The sequence below is a fragment of the Kamptonema sp. UHCC 0994 genome, assembly GCF_029167235.1.
Classification (GTDB): Bacteria; Cyanobacteriota; Cyanobacteriia; order Cyanobacteriales; family Microcoleaceae; genus Kamptonema.
Genome location: NZ_JARFTR010000098.1, coordinates 17,064 through 41,284, shown reverse-complemented (window position 1 = coordinate 41,284; position 24,221 = coordinate 17,064). Strand labels below are relative to the sequence as shown.

21 protein-coding genes and 1 tRNA gene are annotated in these 24,221 nt (G+C 43.7%); 8 read left to right on the top strand and 14 right to left on the bottom strand.

Features of this window, described 5'->3' with window-relative positions; all coding sequences use genetic code 11:
• The first annotated feature begins 353 nt into the window (after positions 1-353).
• Positions 354-2,492: a diguanylate cyclase gene (locus tag PY364_RS09585; protein ID WP_275522089.1), complete on the top strand. Its 2,139-nt coding sequence runs from the start codon at positions 354-356 to the stop codon at positions 2,490-2,492.
• Positions 2,493-2,632: 140 nt separating this feature from the next.
• On the opposite strand, the gene gcvP is transcribed toward PY364_RS09585, so the two are convergent.
• The 6 genes from gcvP to hisF all read right to left on the bottom strand — a co-directional run bounded on the left by gcvP (position 2,633) and on the right by hisF (position 9,332).
• On the bottom strand, positions 2,633-5,593 hold the full coding sequence (gene gcvP, locus PY364_RS09580; protein WP_275522087.1) for an aminomethyl-transferring glycine dehydrogenase: 2,961 nt from the start codon (positions 5,591-5,593) through the stop codon (positions 2,633-2,635).
• A gap of 449 nt (positions 5,594-6,042) precedes the next feature.
• Complete coding sequence (gene gcvH / locus PY364_RS09575) at positions 6,043-6,432, bottom strand: glycine cleavage system protein GcvH (RefSeq protein WP_275522085.1); 390 nt, start codon at positions 6,430-6,432, stop codon at positions 6,043-6,045.
• A 276-nt stretch (positions 6,433-6,708) separates the two neighbouring features.
• Positions 6,709-7,884 carry a glycine cleavage system aminomethyltransferase GcvT gene (gene gcvT, locus PY364_RS09570; protein WP_275522083.1) on the bottom strand — a complete coding sequence of 392 codons (1,176 nt, stop codon included), beginning with the start codon at positions 7,882-7,884 and terminating at the stop codon, positions 6,709-6,711.
• A 60-nt stretch (positions 7,885-7,944) separates the two neighbouring features.
• Positions 7,945-8,017 (bottom strand) — tRNA-Ala (locus PY364_RS09565).
• A gap of 165 nt (positions 8,018-8,182) precedes the next feature.
• The gene (locus PY364_RS09560; protein ID WP_275522081.1) at positions 8,183-8,395 is read right to left on the bottom strand and encodes a hypothetical protein; all 213 of its coding nucleotides are present in this window, start codon (positions 8,393-8,395) and stop codon (positions 8,183-8,185) included.
• 166 nt (positions 8,396-8,561) lie between these two features.
• The gene (hisF, locus tag PY364_RS09555; RefSeq protein WP_275522080.1) at positions 8,562-9,332 is read right to left on the bottom strand and encodes an imidazole glycerol phosphate synthase subunit HisF; all 771 of its coding nucleotides are present in this window, start codon (positions 9,330-9,332) and stop codon (positions 8,562-8,564) included.
• 183 nt (positions 9,333-9,515) lie between these two features.
• Here hisF and PY364_RS09550 point away from each other — a divergent pair, with 183 nt between their 5' ends.
• Entirely contained in the window at positions 9,516-10,814 is a 1,299-nt protein-coding gene (locus tag PY364_RS09550) for a transposase (protein WP_275522079.1), read from the top strand.
• Between the two features lie 118 nt (positions 10,815-10,932).
• Entirely contained in the window at positions 10,933-11,139 is a 207-nt protein-coding gene (locus PY364_RS09545; protein ID WP_275522078.1) for a DUF2862 domain-containing protein, read from the top strand.
• A 110-nt stretch (positions 11,140-11,249) separates the two neighbouring features.
• Here PY364_RS09545 and PY364_RS09540 read toward each other — a convergent pair whose 3' ends face one another.
• Positions 11,250-11,387 carry a hypothetical protein gene (locus PY364_RS09540; protein ID WP_275522077.1) on the bottom strand — a complete coding sequence of 46 codons (138 nt, stop codon included), beginning with the start codon at positions 11,385-11,387 and terminating at the stop codon, positions 11,250-11,252.
• Between PY364_RS09540 and PY364_RS09535 the strand changes: the two genes are divergently transcribed.
• The 3 genes from PY364_RS09535 (at position 11,369) to PY364_RS09525 (ending at position 13,626) form a co-directional block, all read left to right on the top strand.
• Positions 11,369-12,463: an ArsA family ATPase gene (locus tag PY364_RS09535; protein ID WP_275522076.1), complete on the top strand. Its 1,095-nt coding sequence runs from the start codon at positions 11,369-11,371 to the stop codon at positions 12,461-12,463. The genes PY364_RS09540 and PY364_RS09535 overlap by 19 nt on opposite strands.
• A gap of 114 nt (positions 12,464-12,577) precedes the next feature.
• Positions 12,578-13,045 carry a DUF29 domain-containing protein gene (locus PY364_RS09530; protein ID WP_275522075.1) on the top strand — a complete coding sequence of 156 codons (468 nt, stop codon included), beginning with the start codon at positions 12,578-12,580 and terminating at the stop codon, positions 13,043-13,045.
• 125 nt (positions 13,046-13,170) lie between these two features.
• On the top strand, positions 13,171-13,626 hold the full coding sequence (locus PY364_RS09525) for a DUF29 domain-containing protein (RefSeq protein ID WP_275522073.1): 456 nt from the start codon (positions 13,171-13,173) through the stop codon (positions 13,624-13,626).
• Between the two features lie 162 nt (positions 13,627-13,788).
• On the opposite strand, the gene PY364_RS09520 is transcribed toward PY364_RS09525, so the two are convergent.
• The 6 genes from PY364_RS09520 to PY364_RS09495 all read right to left on the bottom strand — a co-directional run bounded on the left by PY364_RS09520 (position 13,789) and on the right by PY364_RS09495 (position 18,581).
• Positions 13,789-14,073 (bottom strand): type II toxin-antitoxin system mRNA interferase toxin, RelE/StbE family, encoded by a 285-nt coding sequence (locus PY364_RS09520; RefSeq protein ID WP_275522071.1) that lies wholly within the window; start codon positions 14,071-14,073, stop codon positions 13,789-13,791.
• Positions 14,070-14,294 (bottom strand): hypothetical protein, encoded by a 225-nt coding sequence (locus tag PY364_RS09515; protein WP_275522070.1) that lies wholly within the window; start codon positions 14,292-14,294, stop codon positions 14,070-14,072. Before PY364_RS09515 ends, PY364_RS09520 begins: the two co-directional genes overlap by 4 nt.
• 244 nt (positions 14,295-14,538) lie before the next feature.
• Complete coding sequence (locus PY364_RS09510) at positions 14,539-16,542, bottom strand: SUMF1/EgtB/PvdO family nonheme iron enzyme (RefSeq protein ID WP_275522069.1); 2,004 nt, start codon at positions 16,540-16,542, stop codon at positions 14,539-14,541.
• Positions 16,543-16,629: 87 nt separating this feature from the next.
• Positions 16,630-17,238 carry a hypothetical protein gene (locus tag PY364_RS09505; RefSeq protein ID WP_275522068.1) on the bottom strand — a complete coding sequence of 203 codons (609 nt, stop codon included), beginning with the start codon at positions 17,236-17,238 and terminating at the stop codon, positions 16,630-16,632.
• 63 nt (positions 17,239-17,301) lie between these two features.
• Positions 17,302-17,508, bottom strand: coding sequence for a hypothetical protein (locus tag PY364_RS09500; protein ID WP_275522067.1), 207 nt, complete (start codon positions 17,506-17,508; stop codon positions 17,302-17,304).
• Positions 17,509-17,894: 386 nt separating this feature from the next.
• A complete protein-coding gene (locus tag PY364_RS09495) occupies positions 17,895-18,581 on the bottom strand; it encodes a hypothetical protein (protein ID WP_275522066.1) in 687 nt (228 codons plus the stop codon).
• A 92-nt stretch (positions 18,582-18,673) separates the two neighbouring features.
• Between PY364_RS09495 and chlG the strand changes: the two genes are divergently transcribed.
• The gene (chlG, locus tag PY364_RS09490; RefSeq protein WP_275522064.1) at positions 18,674-19,687 is read left to right on the top strand and encodes a chlorophyll synthase ChlG; all 1,014 of its coding nucleotides are present in this window, start codon (positions 18,674-18,676) and stop codon (positions 19,685-19,687) included.
• A gap of 213 nt (positions 19,688-19,900) precedes the next feature.
• Entirely contained in the window at positions 19,901-22,234 is a 2,334-nt protein-coding gene (locus PY364_RS09485) for a PBP1A family penicillin-binding protein (protein WP_275522063.1), read from the top strand.
• Positions 22,235-22,500: 266 nt separating this feature from the next.
• Here PY364_RS09485 and PY364_RS09480 read toward each other — a convergent pair whose 3' ends face one another.
• Positions 22,501-24,132, bottom strand: a complete 1,632-nt coding sequence (locus tag PY364_RS09480; protein WP_275522062.1) for a GspE/PulE family protein — start codon at positions 24,130-24,132, stop codon at positions 22,501-22,503.
• Between the last annotated feature and the right edge of the window lie 89 nt (positions 24,133-24,221).

Here is a 24,221-nt window from a genome sequence, read left to right as displayed (position 1 = left end):
ATATATCCAACCCTAGTCCCTAGCCCCTAGTCCCTAGCCCCTAACCGACGAAAGCGGTTGCTTTATCATGTATTGTAGAAAATATTTTGCTCCCGATTTCTTCCATTGTGTAGGATACTAGAAAAAAGAGGCAAATTTACCTTAATGAAGAGCTTATTGCTCTGAGTGATGAGATCGCAGACTGCCGAGCTTCGAGACAGAGAATGCACCAACATCCGTAACAGTTAACCTGAAGAGGTTATAAATTTGTTACAAGTTGCAGCTTTTTTGAATCAAAAGCATTATTTTAGTTTCAAGTCAAAGCTGAAGATGAGTACATAGATATATTTGAGAAAAAACGATTTAAGCCAAAAGTGTTGATCAGACAATCCCACTCAAGCGAACCAGAAAGAGAGAACCTCCACTCCCCCGACGACTGTACAAGCGTTCCCCAGATTCAAGAATTTTCAAAAGTAGGAACGCCAGAACTGGGGTGGTATCGGATTTTGTGGGAAAATCTTCCCTGTATCTGCTTTGTTATAGATGCTAAAGGAATTATTTTTTCCGTAAATCAATTCGGTGCAAACCGCCTCGGTTATAGTCAAGTAGAGTTGACTTCCGAACCAATTTTTAACATTTTCAACTCAGAAGATCGAGAGCGCCTACAAGAGCAGTTTTGCGCTTTCGTACATCAAGCAAGCAGCGATTCACCTCCAAACTCTGCATTAGGAGAAGGATGTATAACTTGTAAAGATGGTAGCATTATGGTCGTAAAATCGATCTTACACCCCTTGCCATCACTAACTGGGGAAGAGCTCGTCAGAGAAAGAGCATTAGTAATTGGCAATTGCCAATTGCCACTAATTATACTAATTTGTGAAGTCATATCTTGGCAAATTCCTGAAGTAAAAATAAGCTCGGAAAGTCTTGAAGATTGCCAGAAACACCAACCAGAAACTAACAGACAAAAACTGACGCAAGATTACAAAAGCAATAAGCTGGCAGAAGAAGCTTTAGAGCGAGAGGAACACTTATTTACAAATGGCCCAGTTACAATTTTTCGTTGGAAACCAGAAGAAAAATGGCCGGTAGAATATGTATCACAAAATGTCGTTCAATTCGGCTATCAAGCCAGCGATTTTATTAGCAAGAAATTGTTTTATGCTAATATTATCCATCCAGAAGACTTGGCGAGAGTTATGGCAGAAGTCAAAAGTTATAGCGAAGCAGGGGTGAAATCTTTTGAACAAAATTACCGGATTGTTAAAGGAGATGGTTTAAGTCGGTGGGTTTACGATTTTACCTCAGTTGTACGCAATAGTATTGGCGAAATTTCTTATTACGATGGCTATGTTTTAGACATTACTGAAAGTAAACTCGCACAAATTTCACTTTGCCAACAAGCGGAACGGGAACGCCTAGTGGGACAAATTCAAGCTAGGATTCGCTCTTCCTTGGACTTAGAGGCGGTTCTTAATACTGCGGCGGCGGAAGTAAGACAATTTCTTGAAACTGATAGAGTGATTATTTTCCGTTTTCGACCAGACTGGAGCGGTGATGTTGTGGTAGAATCCTTGAATAAGGGAACAATATCAATTTTGAATACAAATATCTACGATCCTTGTTTTGGGGAAACCTATGTAGGGCAGTACCAAAAAGGTAGAATTAGAGCTGTAGAGGATATTTATAATGGTGGCTTAAATCAGTGTCACATCAATTTGTTAAGTAACTGTCACGTCAGATCAAATTTAGTGGTGCCAATTATTCAAACAGACCAAAAAGTTAAAAAATCACCTTCCTCTTCTGTTGTCGATTGGGAAGGTAAAACTCAAAATAGTTTATGGGGTTTGCTGATTGCTCACCATTGCCAGGAGACTAGGCAATGGCAGTCTTGGGAGATGGAATTGCTTAAACAATTGGCTACTCAAATCGCGATCGCGATCGAGCAATCTCAACTCTATCAGCAGTTAGAATTAGCTAACCAAGAATTACAGAATTTGGCATCCTTGGACGGCTTGACAAAAATAGCTAACCGCCGTAGATTTGACGAAGTTCTCACTCAAGAGTGGCAGCGGTTAATTGTTGAACCAATACGGCTATCTTTGATTTTATGTGATATAGACTGTTTCAAAGCTTATAATGATACTTACGGCCACCAAGCAGGTGATACTTGTTTGCAACAAGTAGCTCTTGCCATCCGCGATACTTGCCGTGAAATTCCGCCGGAACGCCTTTATTTGGTAGCGAGATATGGAGGGGAAGAATTTGCGGTTATTCTGCCGAATACAGACATTGTGGATGCGATCGCAGTGGCAGAGGAAATTCGCCGTCGCATCCAGGTCTTAGCAATTCCCCATAAAAAGTCTTTGGTCTCCGAGTATATCACCCTCAGTTTAGGCGTAGCTAGTGCAGATGCTGCTCAGGGTTTGCCGGAAACTTTGATTGCTGCTGCGGATCAGGCCCTATATAAAGCCAAATTTCAAGGTCGCGATCGCGTGGTGGCGAAGGAATAAAGAACAGGGAACAGGGAAAAAGGAAAAAGAATAAGAATCTTCAATTTTTTATATCATAAACTACTGAAACCCACTTATTCTCTTCCCCCTATTCCCCTATTCCCCTATTCCCCTAGCCCCTAGTCCCTAGCCCCTAGCCCCTAGCTATACGCTTCCATTGGTAAACAAGAACAGACAAAATTGCGATCGCCAAAGGCATTATCAATTCGTCCCACCGCCGGCCAGAACTTATGTTCCCGCGTCCAAGGCGCAGGATAAGCAGCTTCTTCGCGAGAATAAGGATGATTCCATTCAGATGCCATCAGCGATTCTGCCGTATGCGGCGCATTTTTTAACAGATTATTGGTAGTATCCATTTTACCATTTTCAATCTCCTCAATTTCCTTGCGAATCGCAATCATCGCCTCACAAAAACGGTCTAATTCCTCCTTCGATTCGCTTTCCGTAGGTTCCACCATCACCGTACCCGCAACAGGCCAAGAAACAGTAGGCGCGTGAAAACCATAATCCATCAAACGCTTAGCAATATCTTCCACTTCAATACCAGCGGATTTTTTTAGCGATCGCAAATCCAAAATACACTCATGGGCGACAAAACCCGCCTTGCCTTTATACAAAACAGGATAGTAACTTTCTAACCGTCGCGCAATATAATTAGCATTAAGAATTGCTACCTTAGTTGCCTCAGTTAAACCCTCTCCACCCATCATCTGAATGTACATCCAAGAAATAGTCAAAATGCTAGCACTTCCCCAAGGCGCAGCCGAAACAGCACCCATTGATTGTTGTTGACTGTTAACTGTTAACTGTTGACTGTTAACTGTTAACTGTTGACTGTTAACTGTTAACTGTTGACTGTTAAGAACAGAATTACTGGGTAAAAATTCTACCAAATGCGACATCACCCCAATTGGCCCCATACCTGGGCCGCCGCCGCCGTGAGGAATGCAGAAAGTTTTGTGCAAATTTAAGTGACAAACATCCGCCCCAAAATCTCCCGGCCGACACAAACCCACTTGGGCATTCATATTAGCCCCATCCATATAAACCTGTCCACCTTTAGCATGAACAATCTCGCAAATTTCCTGAATTTGCTCTTCAAAAACGCCGTGAGTAGAGGGATATGTCACCATTAAAGCAGCTAGTTCATCGCTGTGTTTTTCCGCCTTATTCTGTAAGTCTTCAATATCAATATTGCCTTGGTCATCGCAAGCAACAGGCACAACTTTCATCCCTGCCATCACCGCACTCGCCGGATTTGTACCATGTGCAGACTGGGGAATTAAACAAACATTGCGATGACTTTCACCTCGACTTTCGTGATATTGGCGAATCACCAATAATCCTGCATATTCGCCTTGAGAACCTGCATTTGGTTGTAGAGAAATGCCAGCAAAACCAGTAATTTCAGCTAGCCATTCTTCAAGTTGCTGGAACAGAACTTGATAGCCTTGAGTTTGCGATAAAGGTGCAAAAGGGTGAAGTTTGCCAAACTCCGGCCAAGTCACTGGCAACATCTCCGAAGTTGCATTTAATTTCATCGTACAAGAACCCAAAGGAATCATTGATGTAGTTAGCGATAAATCCTTACTTTCCAGTCGGTGCAAATACCGCAAAAGTTCAGTCTCCGAGTGATAGCGGTTGAATACAGGATGAGTTAAATAACTGCTAGTACGGGCAAAAGGTTGATAGGCAACTAGCAATTTATCCTTTACAACTTCTAACAAATCTTTACTGTTAGCATCAACTTCTCCGAAAATAGTCAAAACACTCTGTAAGTCTTTAATGTCCGTAGTTTCATCAACAGAAACTCCTACAGTGTTTTCATTAAAAATTCGTAAGTTAATCTGATGTGAATCAGCAGCTTGAAGAATTTCTTGCAGAGATTTAGCACCCAATTCAATCCTCAGTGTATCAAAAAAAGGTGCAGGACTAATTTTATAGCCGCAGTCTTTCAATCCAGTTGCTAAAATAGCAGTCAAATTATGTACTTTTTCGGCAATTCTTTGCAATCCATCCGGCCCATGATAGACAGCATACATACTAGCCATTACCGCTAACAAAACTTGAGCAGTACAAATATTGCTAGTAGCTTTATCGCGGCGGATATGTTGTTCGCGAGTTTGCAGTGCTAACCGTAAAGCTGGTTTCCCATTTACATCCTTAGAAACCCCCACAATTCGCCCCGGAACTTGCCGTTTAAACTCCTCTCGCGTGGCGAAATAAGCTGCATGAGGCCCCCCATATCCCATCGGTACTCCGAAGCGCTGAGTGCTACCTACGGCAATATCAGCGCCAAATTCACCGGGAGGTTTAAGCAGACAAAGACTTAATATATCTGCGGCAACTGTTACTAAAGCACCGCGATTATGGGCTTGTTCGATGAAACTTTTATAATCATAAATTATGCCATCGGTAGCGGGATATTGTAGCAGCGCCCCAAAAATTTCTTTGTCAAATTCAAAGGTTTGATGGTCGCCAATAATAATATCAAAACCCAAGGGTTTAGCGCGAGTTTGCACGACTTCTATAGTTTGGGGATGGCAATCTTTAGAAACAAAAAATGCTTTGGCTTTATTTTTACTGATGCCATAAGTCATAGTCATGGCTTCTGCCGCTGCTGTGCCTTCATCGAGTAAGGAAGCGTTAGCAATTTCCAATCCTGTGAGGTCAATAATCATGGTTTGGAAATTCAGCAAAGCTTCTAATCTACCTTGGGCAATTTCGGCTTGATAAGGCGTATAAGCTGTGTACCAACCTGGATTTTCGAGGATATTACGCTGAATTACTGGCGGCGTGATGCAGTCGTAATATCCCATGCCGATAAATGACCGAAATACTTGATTTTTTGAGGCAATTTCTTTAAGTTGCGCGATCGCGGCATATTCCCTTGCGGCTGCGGGCAATTTGAGGGGTTGCTTCATCCGAATCGCTTGGGGTACAGTTTTGTCAATCAGATCCTCAAGGGTGGGAGATCCCAAAACATCCAGCATAAGCTGGACTTCAGCGGGATTAGGGCCAATATGCCGATTTACAAAGCCATCTGTAGAGGCAGGAGTTGGCTGCTGAGTGGGCTTAATTTGAGGGCTGTAGGGTGTCAAGGGTGATTCTCCAGAACTGAGTGCTTATTATTTTGTAACATTTTGCCAAATTATCAGCGATCGCGATCGCGCTTTGGCAACTTTATTGGGCAGCTACTCCGTCACGGGGAGTGCGATCGCTCTTCTGCATCTCAGCATTGTGCTATTATCAGATATTAATAGCAGACTTTAAAATCGCTAAAAATATCGCAAGCGCAAAAGCTTTTACTGAGCGTTCTATCCTTTGCTATTCCCATCTTGATGTTATTGTATTTCACGGTTTCTGGCATTAATGATAACATCAATTTTGCAAAATTAGAAATATTAGGAAATAGACTTCTATCCCCTTTAACTCAAGTTTTAATTTTAGATAAACCGCTTACCTATGAACAAGTATCGAAATTTAAAGTAGATGATTGAAAAGATTAAACGTATAATTTGTGACGGGGATTAAATCCCCGTCTAGTCTTCTATTCTCCCTCTACCAGCAGACGATACTGATCGGCCGACAAAGCATCATTTAGATCGCCAGCATCTTTAATGCGTACCTTCAACAACCAGCCCTCGCCATAAGGATCTTCGGCCAACTGTTCTGGAGACTCGATAATAGCATTGTTCCGTTCTACCACTGTACCTGTAACCGCCGAATAGAGTTCTTCAACAGCTTTAACTGATTCAACAGTTCCCAATCTTTCTCCCTTTTCCAAAGCATCACCGATTTCTGGTAACTCCAGAAACACGATATCGCCCAATTGATCGATCGCAAAGGCACTAATGCCAATGGTAGCAATTTCGCCGTCTAGCCTTACATATTCGTGGCTATCTAGGTACTTCAACTCACGGGGATATTCAAAGTCCATTATCAATTCCTCACGCCTAAAACCAAACTTTGCTTAGCTATACTAGAATGTTTTACCTTAAATCTGCCAGAACTATCGCCAATGGTTCCTTCGTTTTTTTGCATAGGCTTTTGATCGTAGGATATAAAAATATTTAGCACAATTTAGGTCAAATCTCATTTTAGTTCGTTAAATCTGTATTTTAGGTACGTAGTTGCGCTTCAGCGCTCTTAAAAGGCCTTTTAAGAGCGCTGAAGCGCAACTACGTACCCTCGATCGAGTTATTTAATGCCATTTTCAAGACCGATTTGGAGAGCGATAAAATGGGCGTTTAACAACAATACCCGGATAATTTTTCCCCCGAATTTCTACTTCTAACTGCTGACCGATCGCAGCTAAAGAAGTTGGAACATAAGCCAGTGCGATCGCCTTATTCAAAGTCGGAGATAATGTCCCACTGGTAATTTCCCCCACAACTTTACCCTCAGACAAAACCGGATAGCCGTGACGGGCGATATGTCGTCCTTCCATTTCTAAGCCTACCAAACGCTTAGAAACTCCCGTCGCCTTCTGCTGTTCCAGAACTTTTCGCCCAATAAAATAGCCCTTACTATCCAGATGAACTACCCAACCTAATCCAGCTTCTAAGGGTGTGGTAGTATCGTCAATGTCTTGGCTGTAAAGGCACATCGCCGCTTCCAATCGCAAGGTATCCCTAGCCCCCAAACCACAAGGAGTTACGCCAGCAGCTAGTAGATTTCGCCACAATTCCATCCCTGCGATCGCATCTACCATCACCTCAAATCCATCCTCGCCAGTGTAGCCCGTTCTGGCAATAAAAGCGGGTTCACCGAGTACAGTTGCCTCTAAATGACCGAAAAACTTAACTACTGCTAGATTTTCCTTGACAAATTGTTGAAGATATGATTTTGCTTGCGGCCCCTGAACAGCAATCAACACTTTTTCCTTGGTGATGTCGATGAAACTCACCCCACTCAATTCTAAATATGCCGCAATCCAAGCTTTGTCCCTGGCGCGGGTAGCAGCATTGACAATCATCACCCCTCGCTGTTCGCCAGTGGTAGGGTCGGGGTCTTGATAATAAAATATAATGTCATCTAATATACAGCCTTTGGCATTTAGCAAGACAGTATATTGAGCTTGACCGGGCTGTAAACGACCCAGATCCGAAGGTACTAAAGTCTGGAGTTTTTCAATCAGGTTTTTACCTCTGAGGCCAAATTTCCCCATGTGGGAAATATCAAACATTCCCGCTTCCCGGCGCACCGCCTGATGTTCGGTATTGATACCGCTGTACTGCACAGCCATTTCCCAGCCGGAGAAGGGAACCATCCGGGCTTTGAGTTCTAAACATAGCTCAAACAGAGGAGTGCGAGCAAGAGGACGTGCCGCCTCTGGGCGTAAATTTTCAGCGTTACTGGGTTCAGTTGACTTTGCCACAGGTAGCCCCATCGTTGCAGATTGATTCCTTTCTGATTTTACGGGAAACTGCGCTGTGCAATAAAATTTTAATGGAGCTAAGCGGGCTCGAACCGCTGACCCCTACAATGCCATTGTAGTGCTCTACCAACTGAGCTATAGCCCCTTTCTTTCACCGTTTTTTACAATAGATCGATTTACCAAAATTTGTCAAGTGTATTTACAAAATTAATTTTTTGCTTTCCCTTGTTGACAATTGCCCCAGGGCTTTACCAACAAGCTTGGCTAAATTATAGTGCGCCCCTGAAAATTGGAAACTAACCACCAATCTCTAAAAATACGAATAAGAATGATTGGACATTTGGGTTAAATGAACCAGACAAGACCCCATCAGGAAATAGACCACTACCAGCCCCGCAGCCGAGATTGCTACTAAGGTGCCAGCCAGCATCAGAGAAAATTCGCGGTGCGCGATCGCCTCCTGCATCAGGTGCAAAGACCAGGCAACTAAGGCAACATCAATTATTAGAATAGGAACCAGCATAGTTACAATTTGTAACAGTTTGTTCTATTCTAGCAAACTTTCAGCGAGGGTGTGAATGCCCTGACCAGTAAATTTACGGAGATGTGGAAGATGGGGAGATGGGAAGATGGGGGAGATTTCCTCCTGCCTTCTGCCTCCTGCCTCCTGCCTTCTTCTTACCTTTGGTTTAGAGAGTTCGCACGGGTACTTCGCGATCGGCGAGATAACTCTTAATTTCAGCTACACTAAGTTCGCCGAAATGTAGTAGGGAAGCCAATAGTGCGGCTTGGGCCGAACCTGTAGTTACAGCCTCATAGATATGTTGGCAATTGCCGGCCCCTCCAGAAGCAATCACCGGAATTTCGACAATTTCAGCGATACTGCGGGTCAATTCTAAATCGTAACCAGCCTTAGTGCCGTCAGCATCCATACTTGTCACCAAAAGTTCACCAGCGCCGCGTTGTTCAACTTCCTTAGCCCAGGCGATCGCATCTTTTCCTGTATTTTCACGGCCACCCCGCACATAAACATCCCATCCCGGATTGTCAGGATCGACCCGCCGCCGAGCATCGATCGCCACTACAATACACTGATTCCCAAACCGAGAACTCGCGCGATTAATAAAATCGGGGTCGCGTACCGCCGCCGAGTTTATACTGACCTTATCCGCACCGGCCCTTAACAAATTTTTAATTGTTTCTAAGTTTTGGATACCACCACCCACCGTCAACGGGATAAACACCCGTTCCGCCGTCCGATATACCACATCAACAATAATATCTCTGTCTTCGTGGGTTGCTGTAATGTCCAGAAACACCAACTCATCAGCACCCGCCTCATTATAAACTTGGGCTAGTTCCACAGGATCGCCAGCATCCTTAAGATCGACAAAGTTGACACCTTTGACCACGCGACCAGCTTTTACGTCCAGACAGGGCAAAATTCTTTTAGCTAACATAACCTACCTGATAATTAGAATTGAACAGTTTTGAGATTGCTGAGCGATCGCTCTTTTCATTGTTCATAAAAACTTCCAAAACGGAAACCCATCGCCTTTAGGCATGGGAGGAGTTTTTGCGGCTGTCTTCCGCAGTGAATCGTACATTTTCGCTATAATTGTAGCAATATCGGTGAAACAACAATGTACGCAACCCAGAAAAATCAAATTCGCAACCTGACGGTCAAGGAATTCGAGGCTCTGAGAATGTTGTGCCGACTCACTAAAAACCTTTACAATGTTGGACTCTATACCGTTCGGCAATATTTCTTTACCGAACGTAAGCACCTAAAATATGAATCTAACTATCACCAATGCAAAACCAATGAAAACTATCAATTGCTAAATACTGACATCGGACAGCAAACTCTGAAAGTAGTAGATCGAACATTTAATAGCTTCTTCGGATTGCTGAAGCTTAAAAATAAAGGTCAGTACCAAGCCAAAGTTAGCTTGCCTCACTATCTACCTAAAGATGGCTACTTCCCGCTAATGATTCCCGGTGGAACAGCCACTCGTACAGACAAGAAAACTGGAGTCCAAACCAGACATCCGAGAATCTCTGTTAAAAATGGGAAATTCAAAGTTCCAATGTCTAACGAGTTCAGGAAAATCTACGGGGAATTATGGCTTAATTTCCCGAAACGGATTGATATTAGCAATCTCAAAGAAATTCGGATTCATCCTAAATACGAGGCCCGATTCTTTGAAGTTGAATTTATCTCTGGAGCGGAGATAGAGCCACAGCCAGTAGATCCAAGCAAGGCGCTCTCGATCGATCTGGGAGTAAACAATCTGGCAACTTGTATTAGTACCGATGGGGCATCCTTTATTGTGGATGGTAAACAAATTAAATCTATTAACCATTGGTATAACAAGGAAAACGCCAGACTGCAATCCGAGAAAGATCGGCGAGGGATTAAGGGATTTACCCGTAAACAAGCGACTGTTGCTATTAGCCGGAACAATCGAGTTAGAGACTATCTGAACAAAGCGGCTAGACACATTATCAACTTCTGTATCGCTAATCGGATTGGCAAAATTATTGTTGGGTACAATCCTGGCATTAAACAAGAAGTCAATATGGGTGGAGTTAACAATCAAAACTTTGTTCAAATTCCCTTCTGGAATTTCAGGGGAAAACTCAAATCTCTCAGCGAAAGATATGGACTTGCTTACCAAGAAACAGAAGAATCTTACACAAGCAAAGCTAGTTTCTTGGACAGAGATCAAACCCCTGTTTACAATGCCGACAACCCGCAAGAATATAAGTTTTCTGGGCGGCGGGTTAAACGTGGTTTGTATAAAACTCAAGATAAGCGACTAATCAATGCAGACTTAAATGGCGCTGCAAATATTTTGTTGAAAAGTAAGCACAACCTCGATTTCGAGCGAGTGTCTATAGGCTTTTTGGCTAAGCCGTTGCGCGTTAGGCTTGCCTAGCTCTCAAGAATCCCATCCCCTTCAGGGGTGGGAGTGTCAATCTCCACTCCATTGCTGCGATCGCCCAACCCCCAAATCAGATAAACTGTGGATTGGTTGATGAGAGGAGAACATTTAAGTGTCTATAGAAGTAGGTCAGAGAGTCAAGGTGCGCCGTCTTAGAGACCGGGTACCTGCAAATATCGTCGGCAAATTGAAGCAAAATCCAGTCGGTACAGTTGATGGCTTCAAAATGGTTGATGGCAGCGGAGTGGGCGTAGTTGTCAAGTTTGATGATGCTAACTTTGCTACATGGTTCTTTGAAGACGAGCTAGAACCTATTTAGTATAGGTGCTGAGGGTTTTATGAGATTGCTTGGTTCAAAAGCAATCTCATTCTTCATCCTTCATCCTTCTTTGTTGAGATGGCACTGAGGCTAACTGATCGCTAACATAGTCAAGAACCCAGAACTGACAAAACTGCAACGGTCAAGCTGTCCTCAAGTAGAGAGAATAGCTGCGATCGCTGATAGAGGATTGGGCTGAATTGTAGGCTATTGGCATCGGGAACAGAAAATGGCTTTGATTTTGACATTTTTGGGCAAAGGCGGTACAGGTAAAACCACGATCGCGATCGCATCTGCGAAAAAGTTTGCCGCCTCTGGTAAGCGAGTCCTGCTAGCGGGCCAAGAACCGGGGCCGGCCCTGGGCATCATGCTAGGTACTACTGTGAGTGGAGAACCCCAGGAAATAGCCCCAAACCTCAAAGCAGTGCAGTTTCAAAGCACACTGCTACTAGAAAAGAGGTGGGAAGAACTAAAAAATCTTGAGTCCCAATATGTCCGCACTCCTTTCTTTAAACAGGTTTACGGTCAAGAATTAGGCATATTGCCGGGAATGGACAGCGCCTTGGCGCTTGATGCCCTTCGGGAGTATGATGCTTCGGGACAGTACGATGTTATTGTCTACGACGGCAGCGGCGGCCTTGAGGAATTGCGGATGTTGGGAATGGCGGAAATTTTGAGTTGGTATATTCGCCGCTTCCGCCAAGTTTTTGCAGACTCAGATTTGGGTAAATCGCTATCGCCGTTTATTCAACCAATAGTTAGCACTGTTCTTAATGTTGATTGGTCGGGGGACAATTTGGCTGCGCCAACGCAGCAAGTTAATAATATTTTAGACAAGGGTAGGGCGGCGATCGCAGATCCGCATCGAGTGGCAGCTTATTTGGTGGTGAATGGGGATGAAAGTGCGATCGCAACCGCCCGCTATCTCTGGGGTAGTTCCCAACAAGTCGGTCTCACAGTTGGCGGTGTTATTGTTAACAAAACCCAAGTTACAGAGACTATTGCCACAGAATTTGCGCCTTTAACAGCAGCATCAATCCCTGTAACAGATGATAATAACTGGCAGCAATTAATGGACGCTTTACCAGATTTTAGTAAGGCCACTGAAGCGCCGAAACCGATTACCATCAGCGTTGCTGACCGTCAAGTTAGTTTGTTTTTGCCAGGATTTGACAAAAAACAAATTAAACTTACACAGTCAGGGCCAGAAGTTACTATTGATGCCGGAGATCAGCGACGTAATATTTTGCTACCTCCCGCACTAACTGGAAAATCTGTGACTGGTGCGAAGTTTCAAAATAGTTACTTGATTATTTCGTTTTAAGTTACATCTTGCACCAATATCAATAACGGGCAAGATGCCTGTTTCACAAAGAGTAAATTTTATTGTGGGGTGGGCATCTTGCCCGCCAGTCAAAGACTTAGGGTGGTAAAAAGTATGGTGACAAAACTAGGAATTGACAAACAAAGCTTATATGAAGCGGATTATTTGAAGTGGATTGAAACTACTGTAGAAAAGTTGCGATCGCAAGATTTCTCAAACGTTGACTGGGACAACTTAATTGAGGAAATAGAAAGCATGGGAAGAAGTGAACGCAAGAGTTTCAAGAGCAATCTTGTTGTAGTTATTATACACTTACTGAAATGGCAATTTCAGCCAGAGTTAAGAAGCCGTAGCTGGAAAGGTAGCATCGTCGAACACCGCAGGCGAATTCGCGACGATCTGAAAGATTCTCCCAGTCTCAAACCATATTTAGAAGAGGTATTTGCTGAATGTTATTGGGATGCAATTGAACAGGCAAGTGCTGAGACTGGATTGCCTCTGGAAGTATTTCCGCAATTATGCCCTTATACTTCTATTGAGGTTTTAGATTCTAACTTTCTACCCGATGACAATGCTCAATAAATTAGCCAGGACTTACACACAAACAACTTAATTGTGTCATTGCGAGTCTTACGAAGCAATCTCAAACCCTAGTTTTTGGTAGAGAGTATGTAAGTCATATTAACATAAACAAAGGCGATCAAAACATGGTGAAGGAACTAGGAATTAACAAGCAAAATTTATATGAAGCGGATTATTTGAAGTGGATTGAAACTACTGTAGAAAAGTTGCGATCGCAAGATTTCTCAAACGTTGACTGGGAAAACTTGATTGAGGAAATAGAAAGCATGGGGAGAAGTGAACGCAAGAGCTTCAAGAGCGATCTTATTGTTGTCTTGATACACTTACTTAAATGGCAATTTCAGCCAGAATTAAGAAGTCGTAGCTGGAAGAGTAGCATTTTTGAACATCGCAGGCGGATTCACGAAGATATAGAAGATTCCCCCAGCCTCAAACCCTATCTAGAAGATATATTTGCTAAATGCTATTCAAATGCAGTTAAAAGTGCAAGTATTGAGACTGGATTACCGATAGAAGTATTTCCTCAATTATGTCCTTACACTTCCATTGAGGTTCTAGATGATAACTTTATGCCAGTGTAAATGGGGCAACTCTATCGGGGGTGGACATAGCCCTATTTTATTGCTTTTTGGAGGGAGGTTGCGATCGCCTCGAATTGTTTATCTGTTAAAGTTATCATTAATTCATTCATGGTATAACTTTAAGCAATAGAGTTGGTAGCAGTACAACTTACAACCACAAACTTAGTAAACATCATCGTGAGAGCCAAGAGTTAGGAGCAAAATCTCTTCTTCATTTAGTTCAGAATTTTGTACAAATTTAAACACAATCCGATTTCTGTAGTCAATGGAACAAGACCATCGATCCGATAAATCTCCTTTAAGTTTATGAGTTTGTAAACTAGGAGCAAATGGTTCTTCAGAAAGTTGTTGCAATGTTTGCTCAATTTGAGAACGCAATTGCGGGTTTTGGCGCAATAAACGCTTGAGAGTACGAGTAAAGGCTGAACTCCAAACTAAATTTTTCACTCGTTCAACTCCGCCATCAAGTCGGCAACTGTGCCTCTACGCACATTGCCTAGTACATACTCTCTCTCTGACTCTGCAACTGCTTCCAATAGTTCATCTCGACGCTGTTGTTTAAGTCGGTTTTGAATAATATCAATCAGAATAGTCTGCTCTTCTGATGAGAGAGATTCTACAGTCTCTATTGCTTTTTGAAAAAGGGATGTTTTTTCAGCTTGAGTCATTTTTCGGCTGTTTTAGTTGATAAAATTTTTATAAAAATAACACCCTTGTTTGAAAGGCTTGTTTTTCAGTTAATCTTATCATGGCATAATTTTTTTATAAATCGGGCAACTGTTCGGAATTCCTACCAAGCTACCCGATTTGGTTTTATTTTCGGATGAAGTCGCCCCCATCGCGGGAACAGGTCTGGACTCTTCATATACGCCTAACAAATTCCCATCTGGTAGTTCTGATAGCGAAGAGTGCTCACAGAGAAGACAGGGACGCAGGAAGAACCAAAGCCAACGCTACGCGAAAACCCCTGTACCAGTCCCAGCTGCCCATAGAGTAGTAGCTGCGGTAGGCAGAACGGCAATTGACCGCATGGTTAGCCCACGAACCACCACGCTGCACTCGGTTATCATTTCCCCCAGTTTCCCAGGAACTACCGTCATTTGGTGCGCCAGTGTAGTTATCATGCCAGCGATCGCTGCACCATTCCCAAACATTGCCGTGCATATCGTATAAACCAAAAGCATTAGGTGGAAAACTCCCCACATCCGTTGTTTCTTGCCGATAAAGTCCTTTGGGTGCAGAACCGTAGGGATTATTGCCGTCATAATTAACTAAATCCGGCGTAATTGTGTCCCCAAAATAGAAAGGTGTTGTAGTTCCCGCACGACAAGCATATTCCCATTCCGCTTCCGCAGGTAAACGATAAGTCTTGCCTGTGTTTTGAGAAAGTTTTTGGCAGAATTCTACAGCCTCATTCCAAGTTACTTGTTCTACAGGACGTTTCGCACCTTTGAAATTAGCAGGGTTATTTCCCATCACTGCTTGGTATTGTTCTTGAGTAATAGGATATTTACCCAGATAAAAAGGTTGGACAATTACTTGATGTACTGGTTGTTCTGAACTACTTTCAGATGAACCCATCTGGAATGTACCGCCGGGAATATAAACCATTTCCAAGTTTACCCCATTTCCCAAGTCTGTAACTTTCTGATAAGCTTTCCCTAGTTGGCGGCTAGCTTCTTGCCCTCGGTTGTTAACAGTAATAATCTCGAATTGGAATTCTTTACCCTTAGCTTCCTCTTGGGCACGACGTTGGCGTTCCTCTTCTAATCGCTGCTGACGTTCTTGTTCAGCACGACGTTGATTTTCCTCTTTTTCCTGCCGTTGCTGGCGTTTTTTCTCATCCCAAACACCTTGTGCGACATCGCGGTTGTGTGCGACTCCCGACAAATTAGGATTGAGATTTAATGCTTGAGTGTAATCAGAGATTGCCTGTTCGTATTCTCCCAACTTATAATAAGCATTGCCTCGATTGTTCCAAGCATCAGCATTATCAGATTCAAGCCGCAAAACCTGCGTGTAATCTTCAATAGCAGCTTGATACTGTCCTAATTTTGCATAAGCTAATCCCCGATTAAAATTAGCCTTTGCCAAATTAGCATTGAGTTGAATAGCTTGATTGAAATCAATAATCGCCGCCGCATATTTTTCCTCCTTGCAGCGCTGAATACCTCGGTTAAAACAGGAATCAATTACACTAAATTGGCGAGTTTTCCCCACAGCAGCCAAACAGCTATTCAGTTTTTCTACATATTTAAGATCGTCGATTGTTAGAACCGCATCCAAGGCATCTAAGATTTCCTTGTTGCCTTCAGGTACCGACAAACCGCGCAATTTTAGCCAAGCTTTCACCGACTCAAAAATTTGTGCCGCCGCCCAACGTTTATCTGGCAAATTCAGCAAACCTTCAGCTAAATCTAACTTAAGTTCCGCAATCCATGCCGATTCTGATTCTGCAATAACATCATAAAGAACTTCGTAGAAATTAATCGCGATTTCGACTAATTGTTCCCGTTCTTCAGAAGGAATATCTTGCAGCAAATCGGCGAGTAACTGAGGCAATAGCGGCCGCCGCCGCACTTCAGGGGAAACGTGAACCAAAAAGTATTCATCCGCTAGCAATCCGGCAATTAAGCAGTGACAAATACCGATAAACTGCTGAAATCTTTGATAATCTTTCTTGTGAATGCTGTAGGGACGTTCGATTTCTGTAGGATCGCCGCCGATTTCTTTGCACTGCCGTTCATTCTCAAGAATTTGTAAGTTTCTTACAAAACTATTAACGGTCTCTGTTCCGTAAATTTTGTCGAATTCTTCAGCATTTTTGCCCTCAGCAATGTATGCCTCCCGCTGAGATTTCCACTGCAAAGCCCGATCTTTAGCAAAATCAAAAAGTACCTCTCGCCAAGGTAGCATAGCAATAGGTGATTTGTAGCGGTAAGTTCCCCAATTTAAACCCCAATAGCCAAAGCTAAGCTCAAAATAATCGCCTTCTGCTGCCGATTATAAAATTAAAGTCGGTTCTGTTTTCAAGCCGCGAAACATTGATTTAGTGGCCGATTGACCATGAAAAAATTTGCTCGTCCAAGCACCTGAAAGAAATTCTATAGGTCGTCCTTGGGCGGCATATTTTTCAAAGAATTGTTGCAGGTAAGTACCGAGAGTTTTTTCCATTTCTGGAAAGCCTTTGGCGGCATCATTACTGTCGCCTGAACGGTCAAATCGCAGGCTAGGAGGCGAGAGGAAAACTCGCAGGGGAATCGGATTTTGAGCCGGATTGGAACTGACAATATCTTCAGCAATTAGCCAAATGGGAGAGTTATTTTGTCTTTTCTGTTCTTGAATGGCTTCAATGGCAGTTTGCCTGTCATAAATTCGGAGTTCGCGGGCAAGTTGGGCATCAAGCAGTTTGATTTGCAATTGCAGTTCTTTGTTCTGTTCAAAGCACCATTTCTGAAGGTCAGATCGGAAGATTTCTAATTGAGTTTGGTGGGTGCGGGTGAGTTGATTTTCGTTGGCTTGGAATTCGCGGTTAAGTTGTGCAAGTTGTTCTTGCATTTGACGATTTAACATTCCTTCTTGGGTTTGAGATTCGCGGTTAAGTCTTGCCAATTCGGATTGTAAGGAACGGTTTAAATCGTTTTCATTAGCTTGAAAATCTAGGTTTGCTTGGCGTTAAAATTCTTGTAATACGAGTTCTTTTTGGCGAAGCTCTTGTCTGCTTGCTTCGATTTTCTTGTTGGTTTCTATTGTTATATCTGTGTTTCTGGATTGAGTTTCAGCAATGCGATCGGCGTTATAAACTGAAGGCATGAATGTAGCTTTAAAAGCGTCGCCAGCTTTGGCTAGCCATCCTTTTTTTCCTGGTAATGCTGGTGTCATTTGCGTATTAATTTGGGTAGATGAATGTGTGTAAATCCTAGTCAATAAACTTGTAGGGGCGGGTTCGCCTAAATCTAAATGCACCCAACCAGATATCTATAAACCCGCCCTCCCCACGACTATATTCCTCATTGTCATGAGTCACCTGGCGACTGCTAGATCAAGTCCGGTGACATCGGACAAGCATAGCCGGGGCGGGTTTATAAAATTTGTCGTTCCTTATCGAATATCTAGGCGAACCCGACAAGGTGGCATCGGACAAGTATGGCCGGGGCGGGTTTATAAAATTTGTCGTTCCTTATCGAATATCTAGGCGAACCCGCCCCTACCTACAAGATACAAGTTGCTACAACAGCAAAATACAAATTCCTGAAACTTGTTTTTTCCTAATAAGTCCCGCCGCGAACAACAAATAACATATGTGCTGCACCCTCTAAATCAGTATCGGCCCGACCGACTTCTTTACCATTTTCTCTGTAAATGTGACCTGATTCTACTCGTCCTACAGAAGAGTCATCGGCCCACCGATAAATGTGTCCGTCTTTACCGAGATAGCCGATATGATCGCCTCCTGAGTTGTAAAAATCTCGCCCATGCACATGACCAACTACTTCTGTGGTTCCGTCGAGTTTGTGCAAGTGAACATCGCCACTGCGATCTATATTAATAAATGGGCCGTCTCCAGAACGAGAAAGGGAGGAGTGAAGTACCTGCGGTACTGCATTTGCGTGGTTGTCGCGATCGCTTGTTGCGGCTGCGAACCCAGTTTCTGGATTTTGCCACTGACTATCTGCGTGGTGAGTGTCGTTGCTGTGATGAACCCAGTCACTTTGGGGAGGCTGCTGGCTGAAATTGTGCGAAGTATCAGCCCAATCGCTGTGGGTTAAGTCTGAGATTCCCGTCTGATTTAGATTGTGGTCATTGAGGTTGTGGAGTTGGCTGCTGTCGTGTAAATTGTTGTGAGAATATTCAAGGTTGTTTGGTGGATGGGAGTCAAGGTTCAAGGATTGCATTAAATCGTCTAGCATAGAGTTGGCAATCTGATGGGAGTTGCTGTCAAAGTTGTTATTCATGGGTTTGGGAACTGCTGAGGAACTTGTTCTATTTTGTCAATTTTTTCTGTAACCTGTAGGGGCGGATTCACTCTTCTTTAGATGCTAACTTTATGTCTGATTCTCCTTCCCAGTCTACCCCAGAGCAAACAACCGTTAGTGCTGACCAAACAGATAGCCGCACCGCCAAAACTCGGCAAATGTTGGGCATGAAAGGGGCTGCATCGGGCGAAACTTCTATCTGGAAAATTCGCTTGCAACTGATGAAGCCGATTACCTGGATTCCTCTAATGTGGGGGGTTGTGTGTGGGGCGGCTTCTTCTGGTAACTACACTTGGACGCTGGAAAATGTCTTAGTAGCAGCGGCTTGTATGTTGCTCTCAGGCCCATTGATGACAGGATATACTCAAACCCTTAACGATTTCTACGATCGCGAAATTGATGCCATTAACGAACCCTACCGCCCTATTCCCTCCGGTGCGATCTCGATTCCGCAAGTGGTTACTCAAATTTTTGTGTTGTTGCTAGGTGGGATCGGCATTTCCATCGCCCTTGATTTGTGGGCCGGTCATAAGTTTCCGATCATGGTTCTTTTAACTCTCGGTGGCGGTTTGATCGCTTATATTTACTCGGCACCACCGCTGAAACTTAAGCAGAATGGCTGGTTGGGGAATTATGCCTTGGGTTCTAGCTACATTGCCTTACCTTGGTGGGCGGGACAAGCTTTGTTCGGCAAACTGGATGCAACGATTATGATTTTGACCCTGTTTTACAGTATGGCAGGGTTGGGAATTGCGATTGTTAATGATTTTAAGAGTGTAGAAGGCGATCGCCAATTGGGGTTACAATCTTTGCCTGTAATGTTTGGTGTGGATAAGGCGGCTTGGATTTGCGTATGCGCGATCGACATCTTTCAGTTGGGAATTGCCGCATACTTGATTAGTATCCACCAGAATCTTTATGCTGTCATCCTCGTGTTATTGGTGATTCCCCAAATCACTTTCCAAGATATGTATTTTTTACGCAATCCTCTGGAAAATGATGTTAAATATCAAGCAAGTGCCCAGCCTTTCCTTGTTTTAGGTATGCTTGTGGCTGCCTTAGCCTTAGGCCACGCAGGGGTCTAGGGGGGAAGAAGGGGCTAGGGACTAGGGGCTAGGGATTAGGGGCTAGGGATTAGGGAAGAGTTTTGAGTTACAAATCAAGTTTATAACCGATCGCTCATAATTTCTCTTCCTTCTCTCCTAAATCACTAAACTTTTCATCCTTTTTCCTTCTTCCTTCTTCCTTCTTCCTTCTTCCTTCGTTCTAGAATTAACAGGTGGGTTTAAAAGTCTAACGTGGCAGAATCTTTATCAAATATGCAAGATCCGGCAAGCCAAGGCAACAACGCTGTAAGGGCGAGTTTTGATGAAAATTTGTCGCCTACTACTGATGGCGACAGACTCAACCAACCTGTAAGCGAGGGGGCAGTTCCGACACCGCCGACGACTCAACAATTAGAGCAAGGTGTGGCAATTAATGCCGAATCCCTGACAGCGGAAGGTGCTGCACTTGAGACGGAAAATCAGCCGCCATCAGAGGCAACTCAGGCTGATATAGTCAAGCGGAATTGGTCAGGGTTGAGACAGATGCTAGCTTGGTTTGATGCCAAATTCCCCCCTCTAACGAGTACCGGCAAGAAAAATCTTTACCGTCGCCCTAAATTTTGGGTAGGGGTGAGTGTGGCGACAGTTAGCGTGAGTTCTCTGGGCTATGTCTGGTGGACTTTGCGAGGTTTGGAGCAAGCTTTGCCGGATATTGCTGATATGTCGGCTTTTACTCGCGATGGGACTTTGAGTATTAAGGCTGCTGATGGGACGATTTTGTTGCAAAGCGGGCCTGCAACTAGGGAAAAGCTGCAACTGAGGGAGATTCCCGAACAGTTAATTAAGGCTTTTATTGCCATTGAAGATCGGCGCTTTTATGAACATCGCGGGGTTGATTATCAAGGGATTTTTCGCGCGATCGCTTCTAATATAATGGCGAGGGATTTGGTACAGGGAGGAAGTACGATTACGCAGCAGTTAGCGCGGATTGTTTTCCTTAATCAAGAGCGCAGTTTTATGCGGAAGGTGCGCGAGGCGCTTTTGGCTCAGAAAATTGAGCGGGAATTGAATAAACAACAAGTTTTAGAGCGCTATTTGAATCTGGTTTATTTGGGTTCTGGTGCTTATGGGGTGGCGGATGCGGCTTGGGTTTATTTCAGTAAGCCGGTGAATGAATTGACTTTGGCAGAGATGGCGACTTTGGCAGGTTTACCTCCCGCACCGAGTGAATATTCGCCTCTGGTGAATGCGAATGCGGCGAAGGTGCGCCGTAATATTGTGTTGCAGCAAATGCTGGAAGCTAAGGTGATTACGGAGGCGCAAGAAAGGGATGCGATCGCGCAACCTCTGGCTGTGAAACCGAGTGCTCCGAAACGGCTTCAGGTACAAGCTCCCTATTTTTCTAGTTATATTGTCAAAGAATTGCCGCGCTATGTTTCTAAGGATGCTTTGGAAGCGGGGGGTTTGACTGTAGAAACGAGTATAAATTTGGAGTGGCAAAAAGCAGCAGAGAAGGTGATGAAGGATGCTGTAGAATTGGATGGCCAAGCCCAAGGATTTGAGCAGGCGGCGCTGGTTTCGATTGAATCTCGGACTGGGGAAATTAAGGCGATGGTGGGGGGCGCGAAGTTTGAAAAGAGCGAGTTTAATCGCGCTACGCAAGCTCAGCGACAGCCCGGATCTACGTTTAAAGGGTTGGTTTATACGGCTGCGATCGCGGCTGGTTTTTCGCCTTACGATAGCTATGAAGATGGCCCAGTAATTTTTGATGGCTATCAACCGAATAATTACGGTAAAAGATTTAGCGGCTGGCGATCGATGTCGGATGCTTTGGCAAGTTCGGTGAATGTGGTAGCGGTGAAAGTTTTGGTTGATGTTGGATTCGATCCGACTATTAAGTTAGCTCACGATATGGGAATTAAGTCTAAACTCAATCCCACTTATTCCCTGGCTTTGGGTGCTTCTGAGGTGAATTTGCTGGAGTTAACTAATGCTTACGCGACTCTAGCAGCACAAGGGAATTATACCGAGGCTCACGGAATTTTGCGGGTGATTAATCAGCGAGGAGATGTGATTTATACTGCTAATTTTAAACCTAAGCGAGTTGTTGATAAAAATAGTGCTGCAATTATTACTTGGATGTTGCAGGGAGTTGTGCAAGGCGGTACGGGAGGGCCGGCGGCTTTGTCCGATCGATCTGTGGCTGGTAAAACTGGTACTTCTGAACAAGCTCGCGATCTGTGGTTTATTGGTTATATTCCGCAGGTGGTGACGGGCATTTGGCTGGGGAATGATGATAATTATCCGACTTATGGCGCTAGTAGTACCGCTGCTTATAATTGGCGGGAATTTATGTCTCAGGCGGTGAAGGGAATGCCCGTTGAAGAGTTTCCGAAGTTGCCGGAGTTAGAGGGGAGAAAGGGGAGTATTAAGGCGAAGCCTGTGCAGCCGGGGCACGTTGTTTATGGAATGATTAAGAATGATGATGATTCTATTACTCCTTATAATCCTGGGGGAAATTCACGGGATTCTGCTACTTATCAGGAGCCGGCTACTTATGAGGAACCTGCTAACAATTATAATTGATTGAGAAGGCAGGAGGTAGAAGGTTGATTGTATGAAGTTTTCAAACTCTGGAAGGGCGAAGCATTCGGGTACAAAATATTGGTTTATAGCGATAATTTATCGCCAGGATGCTTCGCCCCTACATCAAATTGATATAGCAGTCGCCAAGGCGATTAGGATGTTCTGAGTTCCACCAAACTCGCTTATTCTATTCCCTTCTTTCCCTTCTTTCCCTTCTTTCCCTTCTTTCCCTAGCCCCTAGCCCCTAGCCCCTAGCTATAACAAAATTAAACCTTGCGGTGCAAAGCGCTATGAGGCAAAACTCGCTGCACTTCTTCCACCGTAGTGATACCACTTGCCACCTTTTCAATTGCTGCTAACCGAAAAGAAGTAAAACCTTTTTCAACTAAATAGCGGTGCAATTGAGTCATTGTTCCCTCATAAATTAAATGCCGAATATTATTATCTAAATCCAGCAATTCAACAATTGCTTCCCTTCCCAAATAACCAGAATTAAAACAATTAGCACAACCTCTACCCTTGCGCCAACCAAAAGGATTTGCATCTTCCCAATCTAAACCTAATACCTCCATATCTGCCTGAGTTGGTTTATAAGGTTCGGCACAATGAGGACAAACTCGTCTCACTAAACGCTGAGCAACAATTCCTAATAAAGCATCACTAATTAAACCCGGATCTGGCCCGATATCTTTTAATCTAGGAATAGCACCAATGGCATCATTAGTGTGCAAAGTTGTCAAGACTAAATGACCAGTTAATGCTGCTCTCACTGCTGTATCTGCGGTGTCGCGATCGCGAATTTCCCCCACCATAATAATATCAGGATCTTGGCGCAAAATTGCCCGCAAACCAGCCGCCAAAGTCATCCCTGCCCTTTCATGTACCTGCGTTTGCGTAATCCCCGGTAAAACATATTCCACCGGATCTTCCACTGTCACAACATTCATGTGTTCCGTCGCTACTGACAGCAAACTCGTATACAGCGTACTCGTTTTTCCAGAACCAGTAGGCCCGGTAAAAATAATCATCCCTTGGGGTTGTTGCAACCAACTTTTATATATATTCAGGGCTTTGGGAGCAAATCCTAAGCTATCTAAATCACTAAAAGGATTTTCTTGAGGTAACAACCTAATTACCGCTTTTTCTCCACCTACGCAAGGCAAAATACTTACTCGCATATCTAACCCCATTTCTGAACCTTGACCGGCGGCATAATTCTCGCCAATTCGTCCATCTTGGGGGCGGCGACTTTCGGCAATGTCCATGTTAGACATAACTTTTAAAGCCACAACTACTTTGCGACCAATTTCTGTAGGAAAAGTAGTAATTTTCCGTAAAATTCCATCAATCCGGTAGCGAACTCTTAAACCCTCTGTTCCAGGTTCGAGGTGTATATCGCTAGCACGGTTTCGCAGCGCCCCCGAAATCAAGGTTTTAATTCTACCAATTTGATCGGCTGCTTTTGTGAGGTAAAGTTCGGTGGTTTCGCTAACATCTTCTGGCTCTAATTCTCCGGTAATCGGATTAATTAAAGGAGCAGAACTAATGCGATTAGGATCGAGATTTTGGCTGTGAAACCAGGTGCGGTAACTCTTGTCATCAATAGGAATAATTTTGATATCGCTCAAAGTGCGATCGCTCATTATTTTGAGCGAGTCTACAGATATCTCTACGGGGGAGCCCAGATAATAGCAGTTACGCCATAACAATAGGGGAATGAGAGGTGGTAATATATTTCTATCGGGAAATTCCCGAAAAAATCGAAAGCTTACTTCTCGGTCAAGTAACTGCAAATTCACAATTCCCTGGTTATCTACCAAGTGTTGCAGTGCTTGTTCGCAGGTAATGGCGCGATTTCTCAGTTGTTGCCAAGCAGATAGGACTGAAGCAGTTTGCATGGTAGTTGCGAATCCCGACTATAGTTTACTGTTCAAAGAACTTATCAGTTAAAATTACTATAAACTTGGATCTCAATAATAGTTATAAT